The organism is Nostoc sp. NMS4 (assembly GCF_017115095.1).
In the GTDB taxonomy this organism is placed as follows: Bacteria; Cyanobacteriota; Cyanobacteriia; order Cyanobacteriales; family Nostocaceae; genus Nostoc.
Window position 1 is genome coordinate 1 of the sequence record NZ_JABXKI010000420.1, and the last position, 19,820, is coordinate 19,820.

The window sequence follows — 19,820 nt, forward strand, 5'->3', positions numbered from 1 at the left end:
CATAGCGTTCTAAAGAACAACCCAACCACACTGGTTCTAACCAATTGGTGCGGAAGTATTCGAGAATTGCCCAAGCGCGAGTAATGTCTGTAAGGGTGGGGGCGCACATTACGCCACCAGGCACCATATAACTGCTGTGGCAACTGGTGATATACTAAAAATGTTCCTGAGTAACTTATTAAATAAGGTAATTTTGCTCTGATAGAACATTTTATTTTCACCATTTCAGTTTATAAATAAGGGAATATTTAGGGAATGAGCGGACAAAATCAGGGTAATTGCGAGGAGACATATTCGACATCTACACATGAATATGCAAATGCAGACTCAACCGACTGGTTCGCAGATATGTTTGCAGATTTTGAGCCGCAGAACACCACAGACGGCAGCTATAGGGGAACAATGGCGAAAATAAAGGCAACGGAATTACAGTATCAAGCAGTTTTTGAGCAGAAGTTAGTCGAAGCTAATACTAATTTAAAAAGAGAGAGAATAAGAGTTAGCATTAAACAAACTGGCAATTCTCTTCAGTTACGAGCTACCCTACCCTTAAAACCAGGCGATTGCAGTTTAGGTAAGGAAAAAAAGCAGTATGATTTATCTCTAGGAATACCCGCAAATTTAGAGGGATTAAAAACTGCGATTGAGGAAAGTTACGAGTTGGGTAAATTAATTGCTCGTCATACTTTCGAGTGGAATGAGAAGTATTTAGGAATTAAATCGAGAGAGAAGGAAGAGATCAAAACTATTGGAGAATTATTAGATACATTTGACGAAAAATATTATCAAACTCGTCAGAAAACTATAACCAGTCAAAATACTTTTGCTAACTATATATCTGTAATTAAAAGAAACTTGACTCTCACCCATTTAGCCACAAAAGAAAATTTTGAGGAAATTATTAATTCATTTCAGGGTAATAAAAAAAATGAACTAATAGCTGTAACTTCGGTTTTAATAAAAACTTTTAATTTAGGATTTCAACTCGATGTAAGACGGGATAATGTTACTCCTGCCCATCGAGAAATTCCTGAAGATGAGAAAATAATATCTGCTTTTGACCTCTTTGAAAAATTCGCACTCAACCGCAAAAATACAAACATTAGTGATGAGATAGATACTTGGGAAATGTGGCGTTGGGTATATGGAATGTTGGCGACTTATGGATTAAGACCAAGGGAACTATTTGTACAACCAGATATTAATTGGTGGATGTCTTCACAAAATATTGACCATACTTGGAAAGTGAATAAAAATACCAAGACTGGATATCGAGAAGTTATCCCTTTTGTACCTGAATGGATAGAATTATTTGATTTACATAATCCCAAACCATTAAAGATTTTAGAACAAAAGGTGGCAAAAATTGCATCTGTACAAAATATTAATTGGATGCGAAGAGATATATCCAGATGGTTTAGAAAGGTGGGAATTGAGTTTCAACCCTACGATTTGCGTCATGCTTGTGCGATTCGAGCGCATCTTCAGGGAATACCGATTAAAGCAGCAGCAGATAATTTAGGTCATACTGTTGATGAACATACAAAAACCTATCAAAGATGGTTTGGGATTGAAAACCGGAAAAAAGCCTTTGGTGAGGTAATTAGTCAAAAGTCATTAATTGAGTTGCAGAAGAATGAAATATTGGCGCTACGGATGGAGAATGAAAGGTTAAGGTTGGAAGTTGAAAAGTTTAAATTCTCAGAGAATGTCTAACAATCCAGAGGACTGCGAACAGCTTTCCATTCCGGTAGCATAAATAATTGTTAAGCTATCAGTGTATAACAAAATATTCGAGCTAACAAATATGATATTTTGGGTTTGAGTTAGGGGCGATCGCTTGCCGCTTAATTCAACCGTTAGATTCAGGAAAATATAATGAGTAGATTGAAACAAATTAGAGAAAAAATTAGTTATGCCAATCATCAAAGACAAAATTTGATGAATACGCTTTTTGAAGCAAAAAAAGAAAAAATTGATCCTGTATTTTTAGTCCATACGGCATTGGATATTATAAGTACCTCAAGAGAATGCTATGACTATTGTGCTCAGGATATATTAAGTGCTGTTATAATCCCTAACACTATAAATCAAAGAACCATTGATCGTTATAACAATAATAACCTTCCTGTTTACTTTCCGTTCCATGAAAATCAATTAACCAATAATCAAAATCCCTTTTCTGAATTGCAGGCTATTGCTCCTGATTTCTATAATTATCTAATTGGTTTAGCACAAAATATAGAACAAAATCAGCCAATACCAAACACATTGTTTATGTTCGGAGACGTTTTGCTTTTAAAGGATATGGTCAATCAAAAAAAGCACTACTCTTTAATTGCAATTGAAAAAAATGAAGATAAAGAAATATTAATTGATAATTCTAAAATGAAAATGATTATTCCAGTTAAAGAGCAGAATGGTTGGAATAAAATTCAAGTTTCACCCGGATCTAACTTATCAAGGGTCGTTGAATTTAGATTCGAAACAATAGATAAAGAGATAGCTAAATTCTCTATGTTTGCCACTGAATCAACAAGAATAATTATAGAAGATATCTATTCAAAATTCTTGTAATAATCTAACCAAGTGTTCCACCGGACTCGCTGAAGCTCACTTGTGAACGGCACCGTTATGCCGAAGCGATAAGTGCGAGCGCTGATCTTGTAGGGTGCGTTAACGGAGTGCGATCGCCGATCTTGTAGTGTGCGTTAATCAAATGTAACGCACCTTTTTGAATTGAAAGAGTCCCTTTCAAGCTTTCTGGTCAGCTAGGATGGAGAATAGACAATGCTCAAAAAAGGTCGCAAATTGAGGAATCTAATCACAGTGAAAAAATATGCGCCCAAATGTTGACTCTCAGAAAATAGAACGACTTATGCAAGTCTTAGGTAGAGAAGCCCAGGGTTCAGGCTGCATCTACTTTACAGGTGGAGCTAGTGCGCTACTAATTGGATGGCGTAACTCCACAGTTGATGTTGATCTTCGTCTAGACCCTGAACCACCAGGCATTTTTCAAGCAATCGCCAAGCTCAAACAAGAATTAAACATCAATATCGAATTGGCATCTCCGCAGGACTTCTTGCCACCTCTTCCAGGATGGCGTGATAGAAGCGTATTCATTGGCAAACAAGGTCAAATTTCGTTTTATCACTATGATTTTACAGCCCAAGCTCTTTCTAAACTATCCAGGGGATTTGACCGTGATATTAAAGATATTGAAGCCATGTACAAACAGAAATTATTCTCTTTGAGTAATCTACGGGATTGCTTTGAAGCGATCGCACCTGAACTAATCAGGTTCCCATCTCTTAACCCTGATATGCTTAGAAGCAGAGTAGATAACTTTATTGAACGTTGTGAAGAGAACCTGGAGGATGATCAATCATGAATCTCAATGAGTTGCCGGGATCTGAGATAATCTTGCCTGGACTGAGTGATCTTCACAGAGGTGAGTCCAATACAATTGGAGCATTGTTAGCTGCGATCGCGGCAACACGCTTAACTGAAGCCGGTTTAGATATCCCTAAAGATAACTTAGCTCCAGAACCAGAGCTAACCTTATATGCCCTTCTTCAAGATGAACGAGAGGATGCTTACGTTTACTATAATGCTTTGCTTAATCAACTAAATAGCTTTTGTAATGCACTCGAACTCAGTTATAAATATAAACCGTCTAACTTCACTGTTTAACATCTTTGAGAAAAGCGATCGCTCAATTTCCAAATAAATCAATACTTCTATACTCTAACTAACTTGTAAATATTTTAACTTTTATATTAAAATTTACGTATTTATATTGAGAAAAAGCTGGGTTTATATTTCAATATAAAGAAAAAATTATACTTAACCACTTGCCTTGGACTTCCTTAACTGCGCTAGGTTAAAATGAGAGGGCAAGCAATGACGAATTTTCATCTTCATAAAATAATTTAATCGTGCTGAACTCCCGACGCAGTAAATTTTCAACTTGTAAGGTAGAACAGTTTCCAAGTCTAAGCCAGATGACTTTTGGGGGATTTCCAAACACTAAACTGAAATCGTGCATATCAGCATCTTTCGAGACTATCATCAAATCATTATCTTTTGCATAATTCCAAACTATCGGGTCTATTGTTGCTTTCATGCCTACATCTCGAACATGAAGTGAGTCTGGAAAAAGATCGCTCAAACGAGTGGGTAATTTAGGGGATAAGTTTTCATCAAACAGTAATTTCATGCTGATAATGGAGAAATCATCAGCCGACGTTCACGGTCAGCCGCATAAGCAATACAAGCTTTTAAATCTTCTCGCGTTAGATCGGGAAAATCATCAAGAATTTCTGCTTCGGTCATCTCGGAAGCTAGGTATTCAAGCACCTCATAAACTGTAATTCGCAAGCCACGCACACAAGGCTTACCACCGCGTTTATTCGCTTCAATTGTGATATAGTTTCTGTAATTCATTATGTGGCGAGTGCATTTTTGCCAATTGGTCTGATCGTACCATGTATTTCTGCTAAAAACTCAATAATTTCACCGTTAAACATCTTTGAGAAAAGCGATCGCTCAATTTTTAAACAAAGAAATCAATACTTCTATACTTAGACCAAATTATAATTATTTAACCCATGATCTGATTATTTGCGTATTTATATTGAGGAAAACGCGATTTATACTTCAACAGGAAGAAAATAATTATACTTAACTACTTGCCTTGGACTTTCTTAACTGCGATAGCTGCGCTCGCCGTTCGCAAAGCGTCTCGTAGAGAAGGCATCGCTAATCTAAGGTTAGGGAAAAATTAGGTAATACCTGAGAAAAGCAAATAACTTTTAACAGAGAAAAATAAATGGATTTACTGCTTGCTATCTTTGCTTATGGTGTAGCTGACTGTGGGTTTATCGCCTAATTTAAGGAAAAACCAGGGAATCATTACACATATCCTGGCAAATCCTTACTATATAAGCAATTCCCTAATTTATTTCCATATAACTGCTGTGGGGCCATTGTCCACCCAATAGTGCATAAATTTCTACAGGTTTTGCAGAAATTGTGATGCCTAGTTCATAAGATTTGCCTGTGAAGGCGGCAAAGCGTCTCACAGCTTCGTCATAAAAACGACTATGGCGGTATTTTTTATTAGTTAAATCAATGGCAAAGAGTCCATAGAAGTAGCGAGGGATGCTTTGAATTGTCTCGACAATTTGACCAAGATTTCTCGCCAAAATTGCATTACGAGGAACTTCTGTTTCCCAAGCTGTATCTAATGCCCAAGATGCACAAGTTAGGTGAGAACCGCCGCAAATTCCGCAAATACGAGGTGTGACAATTAATCCGGCTTGGGGGTCTTTACCGCGTAGGATAACTTCAAATCCGCGAAATAGTTCGGCGTGTGTCCAGGCGTTAACTACCCGCCCATTCTCAATATCGACTCGAACATCTAAATCGCCTTCAACTCTACCAACAGGCGAAATGTCTAATGATTGAATTGTCATTTGTCATTTGTCCTTTGTCATTTGTTATTTGTCATTTGTCCTTTATCATTTGTCATTGGTATTATTCACTCGCCCCTGCAAAATGGTCGAAACCCTTGACTTATCGTTGATAGGTAGAGGGAAGTGTGAAAGGTTACGGTCATTGTTAAAATCACAAAGGACAAATGACCAATGACAAATGACTAAACAGTAAAAAAGTCTTCTTCTGCCCAAGGTGGCGCTGCATCTTTGGCAACCATTGTGAGTAAGGCGTAGTCTTTTTTGTTCACCCCTGGCGGTAATTCTTTGGGAACTCCCATGACTGTTTGGGTTTTAAATACGGTTCCTGGCTTAAGGTCAAAGAAGGGGAATTCTGGTTCGGTGCAACCTAAACAAGGCATCCCAGCGCGAGTTTTAGAGGAGACGCGATTCCATAAGATGCGGTTGCAGGAGGAATGAGTCATGGGACCGCGACAACCCAAGTCATAAAATAAGCAGCCTTTACGCTGACCAAATTCGGCGGTTGAAGCTTTGTAGGCAAAGTGGACGTTGCGGGTACAACCTGTTTGGGTGTAGGTGTTGAAGAAGGTTTGAGGACGATGCAGTTCATCAAGGGCGATATCTGCTATGCGTCCAGTAGCGATCGCTACTAATATCTGCGTTATCCAATCAGGATGGGCGGGACATCCAGGTATATTAATTACAGGTAATCCCGCTTGTGATACGAAATCTTTCCCTAAAAAACCGCCTTCTTGACGCTTGAGATATTGCAAACCTTCCGATTCACTGGGGTTGGGTGACATAGCGGGAATTCCTCCCCAAGTAGCACAGTCGCCTACAGCGACGATAAATTGAGCAACTTTAGCGAGGTCTGCTAACCAATCTTTCATAGGGCGATCGGCAAAGCGATTCCATTCACCAGTGCCATTGGGGGCATTGACAACACTGCCTTCAAATACCAAGATATCTAGGGGAATTGTGCCAGAAATGCAATCCCGCAGCAGTGTTTGTAAATTATTGCCTAGTTCCAATCCCAAAGATGGATGCCAAAGTAACTTGATGCCAAAATCAGCGATCAAATCGCAGACTGTCGGTTCTTCGGCGTTGAGAAATGACATGGTGTTACCTGAACAAGCACCACCTTGTAGCCATAGTACGTTAGTCATTGGCGATGTGTTTTTCTATTGTTTCCCATGCATGATGTAGGTGATAATGCTTGTAAAGTCTCACCTGGTTATCAATATTTATTTTTCAATCTTAAGATAGTTTTTTCTTTAATTCTCTTTCATTAAAAAAGAATTAATCATTAACAATAACTGAAATACTATCAAGATTAATTTAAAGGCTCATCTCTGTTAAATCTGCTACCCATTAACTGAGTCAAATACAGTAAAATATTGGGGCGCAAAGTCTTGCGCCCCATCAGGTACATATCAATTGTTTTAAGATTTTGGTTGTGCAGCTTGCCTAACAACTTGTTCGTCTAAACCCAATGCTTGAGCTATCTGCTCAATACTTAAACCTAGCGCTAATAACTGGGGTATCGTTTCTAATTTAACTTCTTGCCGACCTTCTTGTTTACCTTCTGCAAAAACATCTTGGTAAAATCTAGTTTGCTTTAACTCATTTGCTCCAAACATTTTTCCGATCTCCTCCTGGGTCAATCGCGGCAACTTGTAGACTAATATCGTCTCTATTAATTGTATAATTTCCCTAATCGTAGCGACATCTGGAATTTGCTCTCTGGCACTGTTTACGATCTCTATAGCTTTTGTTGTGGCAGTTGATTCGGGTTCGATTATGAGTTTAACTGTCTGTATGCCGATTGATGATGCCTCAATTGAGCTTAATTCGTCAAGATAGACGCGATTTACTCGTTGTGAGTTGAGTAGTTCTGTATATCTTTCGGTATCTCCAGTATCAACGCTGCGGTTCGGGAAGATTACCACACCACGCCAATTGTTGATTAATTCGGTTTTGTCGAGATAGTTAAAGATTTCGGTAAATAAACGTGAGTAGAACTTTTTGTCTGGTTGAAATTGAACTTCGGCAAAATAAATCGGTAAGTCTGCTGCATTTGGGAGGAAAACGCCATCAATTCTAAACGCTAGTTGTTTGACTTCGACTGAAGAAAATTGGTAAACAGTAGCTAGTTGCGGCGGTTGGTTAATTAGTTCAAAGAAAGTGCTGGGGATACTCTGAAAGATGCGATAAAAGATACTGTCTGTTTTCAAGATAGCTTGTTTTATAGTTGATGAACATATTTTACACTTTGACGATCCCGTAGCAAGTATTTGGAATCGATAAAATATATGTATGTCAACAATTCAAGAAAAAATATTTAAATTGTGTCTTGTCATGATACAAAAAGTATTTTTAAAATATTAGGTGTTTAAAGCTGACATTAATATTAGCAATTTCCCCCTAGAATTTTAGAAATAGGGTGTTTTATATTTATTGGGCATGGGGTATTGGAGATTGAGTATCTCTAGTCTCCAGTTCCTAATCCCTAGTGTGAAACAAGGGGAATTCCGCCTAAAGGACTCGAAGCCTGCGTAAATCAGTATGGCCTGTGATGAAATGCGTCATGGGTGTTAACAGACTCAAATCCCAATTGGCTAGAGTACGGCAGAGTTATGACCCCCAGCATTACAGATTCGGCGGTGAAAGCTGCGTTAGCAGCTGTTGCATCGGAGTCAGCTTCAGCAGCAGAAAAAATCGAAATGCTGATTGAGATAGCACAGGGTTTTCAAAAAAAGCCTAAAACAGCCCAAGATTTGCGGAATGCAGTTGGGTTATATTACCGGGCTTACGAGATGTGTGGTGAGGAGTATCCCTTACTGAAAGCCAGGGCGCAAGTAGGGATGGCAGGGACATTACAAGCAATACCGGATGCTGAGTACCAACTGCTGCTGCAAGCGAAAGTCGGTTATGAAGAAGCCCTACCAATTTTACAGCAATTAGCAACGCCAGAGGAAGTAGCGGAGACGCAGATGAATTTTGGGCTGGTGTTGCAGTCATTAGTGCCGTTCAATTTGGCGCGGATAACTGACAGCATCCAGGCTTATCATGAGGCGTTGCGGGTGTTTACTTGGGAGGATTACCCCCAAGAATACGCGATTTTGTATAACAATATTGCGATCGCTTACCTTTCCATGCCCCTAGCATCGGAACGGGAATATTTACGTCAAGGGTTAGCTGTGCAATCATTTGAGGTAGCACTCAAGCATATTAATCTGATCGATCATCCCAGAGAATATGCCATGTTGCAAAACAATTTAGGTAACGCTTTACAATATTTAGTTAGTTCCCATCCTGTAGAGAATAACTTAAAGGCGATCGCAGCTTATGACGAAGCACTAAAAGTGCGTAATCTCAAAGATACACCCTTAGAGTACGCTAACACAATTTCCAACAAAGCCAACGCCTTATTCAACTTACCCGACGACTTAGAAAAGCCAGAAATTGGCAATCCGAAAAATCTCTCACAAGCACGTATTTACTATCAGCAAGCCTTAGAAATATTTACCCAAAACCAACAAACAGGACAAGCAGAGATAGTAACCCAAGCCCTACAAGATATTGAAGCAGAAATAGGGAATAGGCAATAGGCCATTGGTTCTTCTCCCTCATCAGCCCCAGGGCTATTTCAGCCTAGACATAAACCACCCGAAACTGAAGTTCATCTCTTATAGCTAAAGTCCGTTAAAACGGACTATAACCTTTTCTCAGTCGTCTTGAGACGACTTTCACTATTAGACTCAGAATTCATTCTGAGGCGGGCTACATGAGAATGAAATAGCCCTGCATCAGCCCACTCCCCACTCCCCTAATTATCAGGAGAAAAAACCAGCATGAGAGATATTTTAACAAACCCTACCGTGAGAGATTTTCTCACAAGTTTAGCAGATGGAGACTTAAACATAGCAACAGGATTAGTGTGGATAGTTATAGCAACAGCCTTATCTATGGTTGGCGGTGCTATTGGTGGAATGCTGTTAGCTGGAAAAGATATCGGCTATCAGCTTTCGGCAATGCTTGGGGCTTTATTTGCCCCTGCTGGTGTAATTCCTGCCATCCTTTTAGGGTTTGCCATACTTAATTTATTGACACATTATTAGGAGTAAAAATGTTAGAAATTGGGTGGTTTTCTGCCAAGTTATTTTTTAAAGGAAAGCTACTGCGTAACCCCATGCATTTTGTCCAACAAACTGCTATTGCTACTGCCGTAGGTTCCTTACTACTAGTGTTATTTGCACAAGCTGATATTCCCTTCTACTTACCAATAACCTTATCTAGCTTAGTCACAGGCTTAATAATGCCATTTCTCCTCAAAGATTTCAAAACGAAGTAATTTGTCATTGGTCATTTATGAATAACCAATGCCCCTAAAGAGTGCTGAGTGCTGAGTAATAAGTGCTGAGTGGGAAATCTTACTTGTTTACTCAAGACTGAGAATGGGCTAAACGCCCTGCTAACGCTAACGGAACTCTGAACTGATTTGCCCAATGACAAATGACAAATGACCAATGACAAACCTTGAAGAATTAGTTCAGGAAATTAACCGCTTTGAGGCAATTATATCCGAGTGGGATGAAAGCCAACGGTGTGTCGCAGTCGGTCTAAAAAGAGCAATTGAAGCTTTGCACAAAGCAGCATTGACTAATTTAATTAAAAGCCTCAAGCAAGAATCAATGTCAGCTTTGCGTCATGCTGTGACTGATGAAGTAGTATATGCAGTACTGCTTTATCACGAACTAGTCAAACCACCGAAACCACCATTATCACAGCGAATTCAAACAGCCCTTGAAGAAGTTCGCCCAAGCTTAAAAAGCCATAATGGAGATATAGAACTAGTAGCAATTAAGCCTCCAGATACAGTAGAAGTCAGATTAATCGGAACTTGCAGCAGTTGTCCGGCTTCTACTTTGACTTTATCTCAGGGAGTAGAACAGGCAATCAAAAATTATTGTCCAGAAATTACCAGAGTAATTGCGGTCAATAATAACCCTACAGTTAACAATGCCAATTCTAGTTTAATCAGTCCATTTTCTGCAAAAATAACTTCTACTTGGATTAAACTGGCAACTATTGATGAAGTTCCTGAATTTAGTGTCTTGGCAGTACAACTTGCTGGCAATTCATTGATTTTACATCGTCAAGGTATTACAGTAAAATGTTACCGTAATGCTTGCACTCATTTAGGATCTGCATTAGATCAGGGTAAAGTTGAAAATGGTATTCTTACTTGTCCTTCCCACGGATTTCAATACAAATTAGAGACAGGTGAATGCTTAACAGCACCCGATGTTTCACTTCAGTCGTATCAAGTAAAAATTAAAGACGACAAGGTTTTTGTGAAACTGCAATAATCATCAAAGGCGGCGGAAAACCCAGTCATTCAAGGGTGGGAGAGATAGCATAGGTGTCAACTTAAGCTAGAAATAGCTTAACTCTTTGCTTCATCACCCGCCTTGAACTGAAGTTCAAGGCTAATAGGTAAAGTCATCTAAAGATGACTAAATATCTCCAAAAATCTTTAGTCATCTTTAGATGACTTTTGTTATTAGCAAGGAACTTCAGTTCCTTGCGGGACATAACTTCTACGTTAAGTTGACACCTATGCTTCGCACTCCCTTGCTTGTTCATATCAGTAATTTGCACATTTACTTTAGTCTTTTGTGTAAGCAAAATGCCTAAATGCTTTGTCAATATCTGAGAATCTTTTCTGATTTGTCTAATTTAGTTGTTCATTTTAGAGTTTTGAGAAAGCAAAAGCAACTTTGACTTACTCAAAACTAACTTTGACTTACTAATTTTAGTGTTTTCCGCAAGTCAAACTAACTTTGACTTACTAAAAATGAGCTTTGACTTACTCATTTTAGTGTTTTCCGCAAGCAAAACTAACTTTGACTTACTAATTTTGGTGTTTTCCGCAAGCAAAACTAACTTTGACTTATTCAAAACTAACTTTGACTTTCTTATTTAAGTACATCGCGCACTCATGCCAAATATTGTTATGTAGTAAAAGCTACTGGAGGTTAGCTAGAATTATTTAATATTGATTAATACGGAAGTTTTTTCAAATTTTTCAGTTAACTTAAAAAAACATAATGCAAAATTGTTACTGTTGTTACACGCCAATCGACATTAATGTTTTTAAATAATTAACAGCCTCTATGTGCGGTTCATGGATATACCAATCATAATTAATCCCATATCACAATTACCGCCAGAAGCAACAGAAATTTCTCAATATTTACCTCTATCCCCTGAAGGTGCAGAGGTAATTTTAGGCAACATTATTAAACCAGAAGAATTAGTGATACCTGTAGCACCTACTCCCACAACAATGTTTGGGCCTCGTGGTGCTTGTTTGTTATCAAAAAGCAGTTCTTTATGGGTATCAGATACAGGACATCATCGATTATTAGGATGGCAGAATTTACCCACAACAGATAGTCAACCAGCTGATTGGGTAATTGGACAACCTGACTTTTATCATGAAGGACAAAATGCTAAAAATACACCAGGAAGTGCAACCTTAAATGTACCAACAGGGATTTGTGCTTGTGGCGAAGGGTTAGCTGTAGCAGATGCTTGGAATCATCGAGTTTTAATTTGGAAAACTTTACCAGAAGATAACAATGTTCCAGCAGATTTGGTATTAGGACAAGCTAATTTTATTGATAACGAACCAAATCGGGGAAGTCAACAAGCATCTGCTAATACAATGCACTGGCCTTATGGTGTCTTCTATCATCAAGGACAGCTATTTATTGCTGACACTGGAAATCGTCGGGTATTAATTTGGCATCAATTACCAACAGAAAATGGTCAACTTGCTGATATCGTTTTGGGACAACCAGATATGATATCTCGCAATGAAAACGGCGGGGATTCTCCAACCGCAGCGAGTATGCGTTGGTGTCACGATATCACCCTTTGGGGAGAAGATTTGGTTATCAGCGATGCAGGTAATCACCGAGTCATGATTTGGCAGGGAATACCTACAGAAAATAATGCCCCTTGTGCAGTGGTTTTAGGACAAAAAAACTTTGATTTTGTAGAAATGAATCAAGGAGTTTATTATCCTAGTGCTAGTAGTTTGAGTATGCCTTATGGTGTGGGGGTAGCTGGAGATTGGTTAGTAGTTGCAGATACAGCTAATTCCCGATTGTTAGGATGGAAAAAGCCAGAATCCATCTTATCACTGCAAGGTGTAATAGCAGATGGATTAGCGGGACAAATAGATTTTAAAAGTAAAGGTGAAAATCGTAATTTCGGACTACCGAAACGAAATAGCTTAAATTGGTGTTACGGAATAAAAATTTGTGGCAATACCGCAGTGATAGCTGATTCTGGAAATAATCGAATTTTGCTTTGGCAGTTTAATAATTCGTAATTTGTCATTTGTCATTTGTCATTTGTCATTCGTCATTTTGGAAAGTCAGATTTATATGGCGACTGAAGAAATTAGAGTTTGCGGTACTGTTCAAGGAGTAGGATTTCGCCCTACTGTATATCGGCTAGCTAAAATCTGTGGTTTGCGTGGAGATGTTTGTAATGATGGTGAAGGTGTATTAATTCGGGTATCTGGTAGTGAAGAAGCATTAACAGAATTTGTTGCCAGATTGCAAACAGAATGTCCACCGTTGGCAAAAATTAATCAACTAACAAGAACTATTTATAAAGGTGAATTAAAATTTGATGATTTTGTGATTTCTACTAGTGTAAGTAATGCCATTAGAACAGAAATTACCCCTGATGCAGCCACTTGTCCACAGTGTCAACAAGAAATATTCGACCCCTTTAGCCGCTTTTATCGCTATCCCTTTACTAACTGTACTCATTGCGGCCCCCGCTTAAGTATTATTCGTGCCATTCCTTATGACAGATGTAATACCAGTATGTCTGCATTTGCGATATGTTCAGAATGTGGAAAAGAATATCATGATGTCGAAAATCGTCGTTTTCATGCCCAACCCGTTGCTTGTCATGCTTGCGGCCCCACAGCTTGGTTAGAACGCGCCGATGGTAAAACCGTTACTGCTTCGATGTTTTCTATGTTGGATGATGTTGATGCCGTTTGTACCTTGTTGCAAAAAGGTGAGATTGTCGCAATTAAAGGATTAAGTGGTATTCATCTAGCTTGTGATGCAACACAAGAAACCGTTGTACAAAAACTGCGTCAGCGTAAAAAGCGCTATGATAAACCCTTTGCTTTAATGGCGCGGGATATTGAAATAATTGAACAATATTGTACTGTAAACGCCAAAGAAAAAGAATTATTAAAAAGTCCTGCTGCACCAATTGTTTTATTACAGGTAAAAGGAAGACAGAGAGATGGGAAAAATTTATTGACTCCTAACTCCTCACTCCTAACTCCTAACTCTCTTGAGATTGCATCGTCAGTAGCATCAGAACAAAATACCCTTGGATTCATGCTACCTTATACGCCCTTACATCATTTAATTTTGCGGCGAATGAATCGCCCAATTGTTTTAACAAGTGGTAATCTTGCCGACGAACCACAATGTATTGATAATGACGAAGCAAGAGATAAATTAGGGACAATTGCTGATTATTTTATCTTTCACAACCGAGAGATTATTAATCGGGTAGATGATTCAGTTGTGCGTGTTGTCGATGATAAAGTTCAAATAATTCGCCGTGCTAGAGGATATGCACCAGCATCAATTAGTTTACCACCGGGATTTGACAAGGCACCGCAAATTTTAGCAATGGGTAGCGAGTTAAAAAATACCTTTTGTTTATTGCGTGAAGGAGAAGCAATTCTCTCTCAACATTTAGGAGATTTAGAAAATGCTGCGGCTTATAATGCTTATCAAGAGACTTTAAAATTATACTTAAATTTATTTGAACATCAACCAGAAGTAATTGCCATTGATAAACATCCTGAATATCTCTCAAGCAAACTTGGTAAAGAACTTGCAGAGAAAAATCAAATCAAAGTTTCCCAAATCCAACATCATCACGCCCATATTGCTGCTTGCATGGCAGAAAATGGGATACCTTTAGATTCATCTCCAGTATTAGGTATTGCTTTAGATGGTTTAGGTTACGGCGACGATGGTACACTTTGGGGTGGAGAATTCCTTTTAGCAGATTATCGAAAATTTCAACGACTAGCAACATTTAAACCAGTCGCACTGATTGGTGGTGAACAAGCAATATATCAACCTTGGCGTAATACCTACGCCCAACTCTTAGCCGCTAACCTTTGGGATGATTGCGAACAAAAATATACTGATTTAGAAATAGTTAAGTTTTTGAAAAACCAGCCGCTAAAACTACTCAATCAAATTATAGAGAAAAGAATAAACTCTCCTCCAGCTTCCTCAGTGGGACGATTGTTCGATGCAGTGGCGGCGGCTATGGGTATTTATAGAGAAGAATGTAGCTATGAAGGGCAAGCTGCGATCGCAATGGAAGCTATAGTAGATGTTAGTAGCTTAAATAATGATAAAGAAACGCTAATCTATCCTTTTAGTTTTAGCATTTCAGATAATATTTATTGTATAGACCCGTGTCCAATGTGGCAAGCCTTGCTCGATGACTTACAGCAGCAGATTCCCCAATCAGTTATGGCTGCAAAATTTCATCAAGGTTTAGCTAATGCAATTGTGGAAATGGTTAAGCATCTTTCTCAAGAAAATGTCATTTCTCAGGTAGTGCTAACAGGAGGAGTATTTCAAAACTGTATATTGTTACAGCAAGTTACCAAAGGATTACAAACATTGGGAATAAAAGTACTTACTCACAGCTTAATTCCAGCTAATGACGGCGGGTTATCTTTAGGACAAGCAGTTATTGCAGCTGCACAATTCATACATAAGTATTGATATTTTGCAACCCTTTTCTCATAAATAATTCTCTCTGTGTTCTCTGCGCCTCTGCGGTTCGTTTATCTTAAAAAATAAAAATGTGCTTAGGAATTCCCGGACAAATTATCGAAATTACCAACGTTAACCATAAATTAGCCATAGTTAACATTGGTGGTGTTAAGCGCGAAGTAAATATTGCTTGTATTGTAGATGAACAACATCCCCCCGAAGCTTGTATTGGTGATTGGGTATTAGTACATGTTGGCTTTGCGATGAATCGAATTAACGAACAAGAAGCGGCGGAAACATTACAACTGTTTCAAGAATTAGCAGCAGCACAAGCAGGGATTAGTACTTAAATAATATTTTTTGCCTCACGTAGAGGCGTAGAGAAAGAGTTTAAAATTCCTGCTTTTCTTTCTTTCTTTCTTTCTTTCTTTCTTCGCGCCCTTTGCGTCCTTTGCGGTTCGTTAAAAAAATACCCCGTAAAGAAAGCGAAATTAACTGATATCCAAAAACTATTTCTCAATCCCCATGAAATATGTTGACGAATTCCGCGAACCGGAAAAAGCAGAAACTTTATGCCGCGAAATCGCCAAATTATGCCATCGACTAGAAAAACCTATCAAAATCATGGAAGTATGCGGCGGACATACCCACTCCATATTTAAATATGGTATCGAAGAAATCTTACCCCAAACCATTGAATTAATTCATGGGCCTGGTTGTCCAGTATGCGTTATGCCAAAAGGGAGATTAGATGATGCGATCGCAATCTCTCAAAATCATAACGTCATTTTTGCCACCTTTGGCGACGCAATGAGAGTTCCCGGTTCCAAAACCACTTTACTGCAAGCCAGGGCAGAAGGTGCAGACATCCGTATGGTGTATTCTCCCTTAGATAGTCTACAAATTGCTAGAGATAACCCCGACAAACAAGTAGTCTTCTTCGCCTTAGGGTTTGAAACCACAGCCCCCAGCACCGCCTTCACCATTTTGCAAGCAGCAGCCGAAAAAATTCCTAACTTTAGTCTATTTTCCAATCACGTCCTTGTGATTCCCGCCCTCAAAGCACTATTAGATAATCCCGACTTACAACTAGATGGATTTGTTGGCCCTGGACATGTCAGCATGGTAATTGGCACAGACCCATATCAATTTATTTCCCAACAATATAATAAACCAATAGTCGTCTCAGGATTTGAACCCTTAGATATTCTCCAATCAATTTGGATGCTATTGCAACAGCTACTAGAAAATCGTTGCGAAGTTGAAAATCAATATAACAGAATTGTCCAAAAAAGTGGGAACACAGTAGCCCTACAAGCCATAAACAAAGTTTTCGCCGTCCGAGATAGTTTTGATTGGCGCGGCTTAGGAGATATCCCCGATTCCGGCTTAAAAATTAAACCTGAATATGCACAATTTGATGCCGAACTTAAATTTACCATTCCCAACCTCAAAGTAGCCGACCATAAAGCTTGTAAATGTGGAGAAATTCTCAAAGGAATCTTAAAACCTTGGGAGTGCAAAGTATTCGGAACAGCTTGCACACCAGAAACACCAATTGGTACTTGCATGGTATCTTCCGAAGGTGCTTGTGCAGCCTATTACAAATATGGGCGACTCTCCACAATTGCCAAAAAACCCAAAATAACTCAAGAACCTCTCCCCGCCTGTGGCTTCACCTCCGATTAACATACTCCGCGTACCTCTGCGCTTCCCTCTGCGTTCCTTTGCGTTTAAAAAAAAATATGAATAACTCAATAAAAAACCCTCTCTTTCAAAAAACCGAACAAACCCGCCGTCGCCAAACTAAAATGCGAGACACTCACATAACTCTCGCACATGGTAGCGGTGGTAAAGCCATGCGTGACTTAATAGATGATATCTTTATCAGCAACTTTGATAACCCAATTCTCTCCCAACTAGAAGACCAAGCCAGCTTCAACTTAGCCCCTCTATTACAACAAGGAGACAGACTCGCATTCACCACAGACTCTTATGTTGTAAACCCATTATTTTTCCCCGGAAGTGATATAGGAGAACTAGCCATCAACGGTACAGTTAATGATTTAGCTGTCAGTGGTGCTAAACCCTTATATCTAACTTGCAGCGTAATTTTAGAAGAAGGATTACCAATAGAAACCTTGCGGCGAGTCGCAGCCAGCATGAAAGCCGCCGCGAAAAAAGCTGATATTCAAATTGTCACTGGTGACACAAAAGTTGTACATCGTGGCGCTGCCGATAAACTCTTTATAAATACTGCTGGTATTGGTATCATCCCACGAGGAATTAGTATTTCTGCCAACAATATTAAACCAGGAGATGCAATAATAATTAATGGTGAAATAGGCAATCATGGGGCAGCAATTTTAATTGCCCGTGGAGAATTGGCATTAGAAACTAATATTGAAAGTGACTGCCAGCCGTTGCACAATTTAGTAGAAAATATTCTCCATGTATGTCCTCAAGTTCATGCTATGCGAGATGCCACACGCGGCGGTTTAGCCACAGTCTTAAATGAATTTGCCCTCAGTTCTAATGTAGGAATTCGTCTCTTTGAAGAAACTATCCCAGTGCGGGAAGAAGTCAACGGAGTTTGTGAAATTCTCGGTTTAGACCCATTGTATTTAGCTAATGAAGGTAAGTTAGTTGTAGTGGCTTCAAAAGAGAATGCTGAATCTATTTTATCAGCTATGAAATCCCACCCAGCCGGCAAAGATGCTTGTATTATTGGCGAAGTTATTACCTCACCCCCAGGTATTGTATTATTAAAAACAGTTTTTGGTGCTGAAAGAATTGTTGATATGTTAGTAGGCGACCAATTGCCAAGAATTTGTTAATAGATTTTATAATATGCACGAACTGGGAATTACTCAAAATATTGTGGCAATTGTAACTGAACAAGCCAAAGGCGCAAAAGTACAGCGAGTTTTATTAGAAATTGGCAAACTTTCAGCTATTATGCCAGATGCTATCCGATTTTGTTTTGATATTTGCACTCAAGGCACAGTTTTAGCCGGGGCAACATTAGAAATTTTAGAAATCCCCGGTTTAGCAAAATGTCGTCAATGTGGTGCAGAAATTTATTTAGATAAACCATTTGGCATTTGTAACTGCGGTAGCAAGCAATTAGATTTAATTAGTGGTGAAGAACTAAAAATTAAAGAAATAGAAATAGAGGAATTATGTGTGTAACCTGCGGTTGTTCTGATGATAGCGAAACTAAAATTACTAATTTAGAAACAGGTGAAGCAGAACATCATCATACTCACACTTTAGCAGATGGTACTGTCATCACTCATTCTCATATAGAAGCATCTCAAGTTCATGCCAAAATCCACAACACAACAATATCCTTAGAACAGGATATTTTAGCAAAAAATAATTTAATAGCTGCCCAAAATCGAGGATGGTTTAAAGGTCGAAATATTCTCGCCTTAAATTTAATGAGTTCTCCCGGTGCTGGGAAAACAACTCTTTTAACGCAAACCATCAATGATTTAAAACATCAATTATCTATTAGTGTCATTGAAGGCGACCAAGAAACTGCTAACGATGCCAAAAAAATTAAAGAAACAGGGTCTAAAGTAATCCAAATAAACACCGGAACAGGCTGTCATTTAGATGCATCAATGATAGACAGAGGTTTACAACAACTGAATCCGCCACTAAATTCACTTGTGATGATTGAAAATGTGGGAAATTTGGTTTGTCCCGCCTTATTTGATTTAGGAGAAAATGCAAAAGTCGTAATTCTCTCCGTCACAGAAGGGGAAGATAAGCCGATAAAATACCCGCATATATTCCGTGCTAGTGACATCATGATTCTCACAAAAATCGATTTGCTACCTTACCTGCAATTTGATGTTCAAAAGTGCATAGAATATGCTAAGGAAGTAAATCCCCAAATTCAGATTTTTCAGGTTTCTGCAACTTCTGGTGCGGGCTTAGAGAATTGGTATAAATGGCTAAGTGAAAAAATCACAAGTTTTTTTACCAGTAAATCAATCACAAACTCGCTGTAGTTCCTCAACTGTATTTAGGGTTTTGATAGCCTGTTGAATCACTTTTAATCGCTGTAAATCTGTGATTTGGTAAATGATTGGCATTAAATCTAAGCCAGGATTCCCAAATTTAATTTCCAGTGCCAATTCAATACCTGAATATAATTCCTCTCGTCGTCCGCGTTCTTCCCCGCGTGCTTCCCCGCGCGCTTCTCCGCGTGCTTCTCCGCGTGCTTCCCCGCGTGCTTCTCCTTCACGTAAAATCTCCTGATACCAAGGCGACTCAAGTAACACAGCCATATCCCACCTCATTATTTCTTGGACTAAGGCACTCTCTATTACAAACGTAGCAAAAAAAGCCAAAACTGTTTCAAGTTGATTTAATTGTTCATCCTTACGCAGAATTTGCAAGGCTTCTCGAATTACAACCTCGTTTCCACCACCTTTCAATATGGGTACAAATGGAATTAAGGATGGTAATGGTGTCTCAAAGACAGTATTTACAT

19 protein-coding genes and 2 pseudogenes are annotated in these 19,820 nt (G+C 38.9%); 15 read left to right on the top strand and 6 right to left on the bottom strand.

The genetic code is table 11. The features are described 5' to 3' along the window. Nucleotides 1–255: 255 nt before the first annotated feature. The 4 genes from HWQ37_RS33585 to HWQ37_RS33600 all read left to right on the top strand — a co-directional run bounded on the left by HWQ37_RS33585 (nucleotide 256) and on the right by HWQ37_RS33600 (nucleotide 3,693). Nucleotides 256–1,716: a site-specific integrase gene (locus HWQ37_RS33585; protein ID WP_292755601.1), complete on the top strand. Its 1,461-nt coding sequence runs from the start codon at nucleotides 256–258 to the stop codon at nucleotides 1,714–1,716. Nucleotides 1,717–1,878: 162 nt separating this feature from the next. Then, nucleotides 1,879–2,577 (top strand): hypothetical protein, encoded by a 699-nt coding sequence (locus HWQ37_RS33590; RefSeq protein ID WP_292755603.1) that lies wholly within the window; start codon nucleotides 1,879–1,881, stop codon nucleotides 2,575–2,577. A 262-nt stretch (nucleotides 2,578–2,839) separates the two neighbouring features. Then, nucleotides 2,840–3,391 carry a DUF6036 family nucleotidyltransferase gene (locus HWQ37_RS33595; RefSeq protein ID WP_292755605.1) on the top strand — a complete coding sequence of 184 codons (552 nt, stop codon included), beginning with the start codon at nucleotides 2,840–2,842 and terminating at the stop codon, nucleotides 3,389–3,391. Beyond that, nucleotides 3,388–3,693: a hypothetical protein gene (locus HWQ37_RS33600; protein WP_292755607.1), complete on the top strand. Its 306-nt coding sequence runs from the start codon at nucleotides 3,388–3,390 to the stop codon at nucleotides 3,691–3,693. Before HWQ37_RS33595 ends, HWQ37_RS33600 begins: the two co-directional genes overlap by 4 nt. A 190-nt stretch (nucleotides 3,694–3,883) precedes the next feature. Here the strand turns inward: HWQ37_RS33600 and HWQ37_RS33605 are convergent, their stop codons facing one another. The 5 genes and pseudogenes from HWQ37_RS33605 to HWQ37_RS33625 all read right to left on the bottom strand — a co-directional run bounded on the left by HWQ37_RS33605 (nucleotide 3,884) and on the right by HWQ37_RS33625 (nucleotide 7,690). Continuing rightward, nucleotides 3,884–4,219 carry a DUF5615 family PIN-like protein gene (locus HWQ37_RS33605; RefSeq protein ID WP_292755608.1) on the bottom strand — a complete coding sequence of 112 codons (336 nt, stop codon included), beginning with the start codon at nucleotides 4,217–4,219 and terminating at the stop codon, nucleotides 3,884–3,886. Continuing rightward, nucleotides 4,216–4,446 (bottom strand): DUF433 domain-containing protein, encoded by a 231-nt coding sequence (locus HWQ37_RS33610; protein ID WP_114083639.1) that lies wholly within the window; start codon nucleotides 4,444–4,446, stop codon nucleotides 4,216–4,218. Before HWQ37_RS33610 ends, HWQ37_RS33605 begins: the two co-directional genes overlap by 4 nt. A 521-nt stretch (nucleotides 4,447–4,967) precedes the next feature. Then, a pseudogene (locus HWQ37_RS33615) lies at nucleotides 4,968–5,477 on the bottom strand (nickel-dependent hydrogenase large subunit); the annotation flags it as partial. Between the two features lie 182 nt (nucleotides 5,478–5,659). Beyond that, a complete protein-coding gene (locus tag HWQ37_RS33620; RefSeq protein WP_292755611.1) occupies nucleotides 5,660–6,622 on the bottom strand; it encodes a hydrogenase small subunit in 963 nt (320 codons plus the stop codon). A gap of 276 nt (nucleotides 6,623–6,898) precedes the next feature. Continuing rightward, entirely contained in the window at nucleotides 6,899–7,690 is a 792-nt protein-coding gene (locus tag HWQ37_RS33625) for an Rpn family recombination-promoting nuclease/putative transposase (protein WP_292755613.1), read from the bottom strand. A 402-nt stretch (nucleotides 7,691–8,092) separates the two neighbouring features. On the opposite strand from HWQ37_RS33625, the gene HWQ37_RS33630 reads away from it, so the two are divergent. The 11 genes from HWQ37_RS33630 to hypB all read left to right on the top strand — a co-directional run bounded on the left by HWQ37_RS33630 (nucleotide 8,093) and on the right by hypB (nucleotide 19,335). After that, nucleotides 8,093–9,067 (top strand): tetratricopeptide repeat protein, encoded by a 975-nt coding sequence (locus tag HWQ37_RS33630; protein WP_292755635.1) that lies wholly within the window; start codon nucleotides 8,093–8,095, stop codon nucleotides 9,065–9,067. 243 nt (nucleotides 9,068–9,310) lie between these two features. Then, nucleotides 9,311–9,577, top strand: coding sequence for an asr0689 family protein (locus HWQ37_RS33635; protein ID WP_292755615.1), 267 nt, complete (start codon nucleotides 9,311–9,313; stop codon nucleotides 9,575–9,577). 8 nt (nucleotides 9,578–9,585) lie between these two features. Further along, on the top strand, nucleotides 9,586–9,810 hold the full coding sequence (locus tag HWQ37_RS33640) for a hypothetical protein (RefSeq protein WP_292755617.1): 225 nt from the start codon (nucleotides 9,586–9,588) through the stop codon (nucleotides 9,808–9,810). Between the two features lie 175 nt (nucleotides 9,811–9,985). After that, nucleotides 9,986–10,828 carry a NifU family protein gene (locus HWQ37_RS33645; protein WP_292755619.1) on the top strand — a complete coding sequence of 281 codons (843 nt, stop codon included), beginning with the start codon at nucleotides 9,986–9,988 and terminating at the stop codon, nucleotides 10,826–10,828. An 818-nt stretch (nucleotides 10,829–11,646) separates the two neighbouring features. Next, nucleotides 11,647–12,861 (top strand): NHL repeat-containing protein, encoded by a 1,215-nt coding sequence (locus HWQ37_RS33650; protein WP_292755621.1) that lies wholly within the window; start codon nucleotides 11,647–11,649, stop codon nucleotides 12,859–12,861. Between the two features lie 55 nt (nucleotides 12,862–12,916). Beyond that, a complete protein-coding gene (gene hypF / locus HWQ37_RS33655; RefSeq protein ID WP_292755623.1) occupies nucleotides 12,917–15,322 on the top strand; it encodes a carbamoyltransferase HypF in 2,406 nt (801 codons plus the stop codon). A gap of 80 nt (nucleotides 15,323–15,402) precedes the next feature. Further along, a complete protein-coding gene (locus tag HWQ37_RS33660; protein WP_292755625.1) occupies nucleotides 15,403–15,663 on the top strand; it encodes a HypC/HybG/HupF family hydrogenase formation chaperone in 261 nt (86 codons plus the stop codon). A gap of 175 nt (nucleotides 15,664–15,838) precedes the next feature. Continuing rightward, a complete protein-coding gene (gene hypD, locus HWQ37_RS33665; RefSeq protein ID WP_292755627.1) occupies nucleotides 15,839–17,002 on the top strand; it encodes a hydrogenase formation protein HypD in 1,164 nt (387 codons plus the stop codon). Between the two features lie 56 nt (nucleotides 17,003–17,058). Then, a complete protein-coding gene (gene hypE / locus HWQ37_RS33670; RefSeq protein WP_292755629.1) occupies nucleotides 17,059–18,150 on the top strand; it encodes a hydrogenase expression/formation protein HypE in 1,092 nt (363 codons plus the stop codon). Between the two features lie 13 nt (nucleotides 18,151–18,163). Next, a complete protein-coding gene (gene hypA, locus HWQ37_RS33675; protein WP_292755631.1) occupies nucleotides 18,164–18,505 on the top strand; it encodes a hydrogenase maturation nickel metallochaperone HypA in 342 nt (113 codons plus the stop codon). Next, nucleotides 18,496–19,335 (top strand): hydrogenase nickel incorporation protein HypB, encoded by an 840-nt coding sequence (gene hypB / locus HWQ37_RS33680; RefSeq protein ID WP_292755633.1) that lies wholly within the window; start codon nucleotides 18,496–18,498, stop codon nucleotides 19,333–19,335. The genes hypA and hypB overlap by 10 nt, the downstream gene beginning before the upstream one ends. On the opposite strand, the pseudogene HWQ37_RS33685 reads toward hypB, so the two are convergent. Continuing rightward, nucleotides 19,315–19,820: pseudogene (locus tag HWQ37_RS33685) on the bottom strand (transposase); the annotation flags it as partial. The gene hypB and the pseudogene HWQ37_RS33685 sit on opposite strands and share 21 nt — an antisense overlap.

Bases quoted from the DNA above. Each gene is read 5' to 3' on its own strand.
- HWQ37_RS33585 (WP_292755601.1), top strand. From the start codon at position 256: ATGAGCGGACAAAATCAGGGTAATTGCGAGGAGACATATTCGACATCT.
- HWQ37_RS33590 (WP_292755603.1), top strand. From the start codon at position 1,879: ATGAGTAGATTGAAACAAATTAGAGAAAAAATTAGTTATGCCAATCAT.
- HWQ37_RS33595 (WP_292755605.1), top strand. From the start codon at position 2,840: ATGCGCCCAAATGTTGACTCTCAGAAAATAGAACGACTTATGCAAGTC.
- HWQ37_RS33600 (WP_292755607.1), top strand. From the start codon at position 3,388: ATGAATCTCAATGAGTTGCCGGGATCTGAGATAATCTTGCCTGGACTG.
- HWQ37_RS33605 (WP_292755608.1), bottom strand. From the start codon at position 4,219: ATGAAATTACTGTTTGATGAAAACTTATCCCCTAAATTACCCACTCGT.
- HWQ37_RS33610 (WP_114083639.1), bottom strand. From the start codon at position 4,446: ATGAATTACAGAAACTATATCACAATTGAAGCGAATAAACGCGGTGGT.
- HWQ37_RS33620 (WP_292755611.1), bottom strand. From the start codon at position 6,622: ATGACTAACGTACTATGGCTACAAGGTGGTGCTTGTTCAGGTAACACC.
- HWQ37_RS33630 (WP_292755635.1), top strand. From the start codon at position 8,093: ATGACCCCCAGCATTACAGATTCGGCGGTGAAAGCTGCGTTAGCAGCT.
- HWQ37_RS33635 (WP_292755615.1), top strand. From the start codon at position 9,311: ATGAGAGATATTTTAACAAACCCTACCGTGAGAGATTTTCTCACAAGT.
- HWQ37_RS33640 (WP_292755617.1), top strand. From the start codon at position 9,586: ATGTTAGAAATTGGGTGGTTTTCTGCCAAGTTATTTTTTAAAGGAAAG.
- HWQ37_RS33645 (WP_292755619.1), top strand. From the start codon at position 9,986: ATGACAAACCTTGAAGAATTAGTTCAGGAAATTAACCGCTTTGAGGCA.
- HWQ37_RS33650 (WP_292755621.1), top strand. From the start codon at position 11,647: ATGGATATACCAATCATAATTAATCCCATATCACAATTACCGCCAGAA.
- hypF (WP_292755623.1), top strand. From the start codon at position 12,917: ATGGCGACTGAAGAAATTAGAGTTTGCGGTACTGTTCAAGGAGTAGGA.
- HWQ37_RS33660 (WP_292755625.1), top strand. From the start codon at position 15,403: ATGTGCTTAGGAATTCCCGGACAAATTATCGAAATTACCAACGTTAAC.
- hypD (WP_292755627.1), top strand. From the start codon at position 15,839: ATGAAATATGTTGACGAATTCCGCGAACCGGAAAAAGCAGAAACTTTA.
- hypE (WP_292755629.1), top strand. From the start codon at position 17,059: ATGAATAACTCAATAAAAAACCCTCTCTTTCAAAAAACCGAACAAACC.
- hypA (WP_292755631.1), top strand. From the start codon at position 18,164: ATGCACGAACTGGGAATTACTCAAAATATTGTGGCAATTGTAACTGAA.
- hypB (WP_292755633.1), top strand. From the start codon at position 18,496: ATGTGTGTAACCTGCGGTTGTTCTGATGATAGCGAAACTAAAATTACT.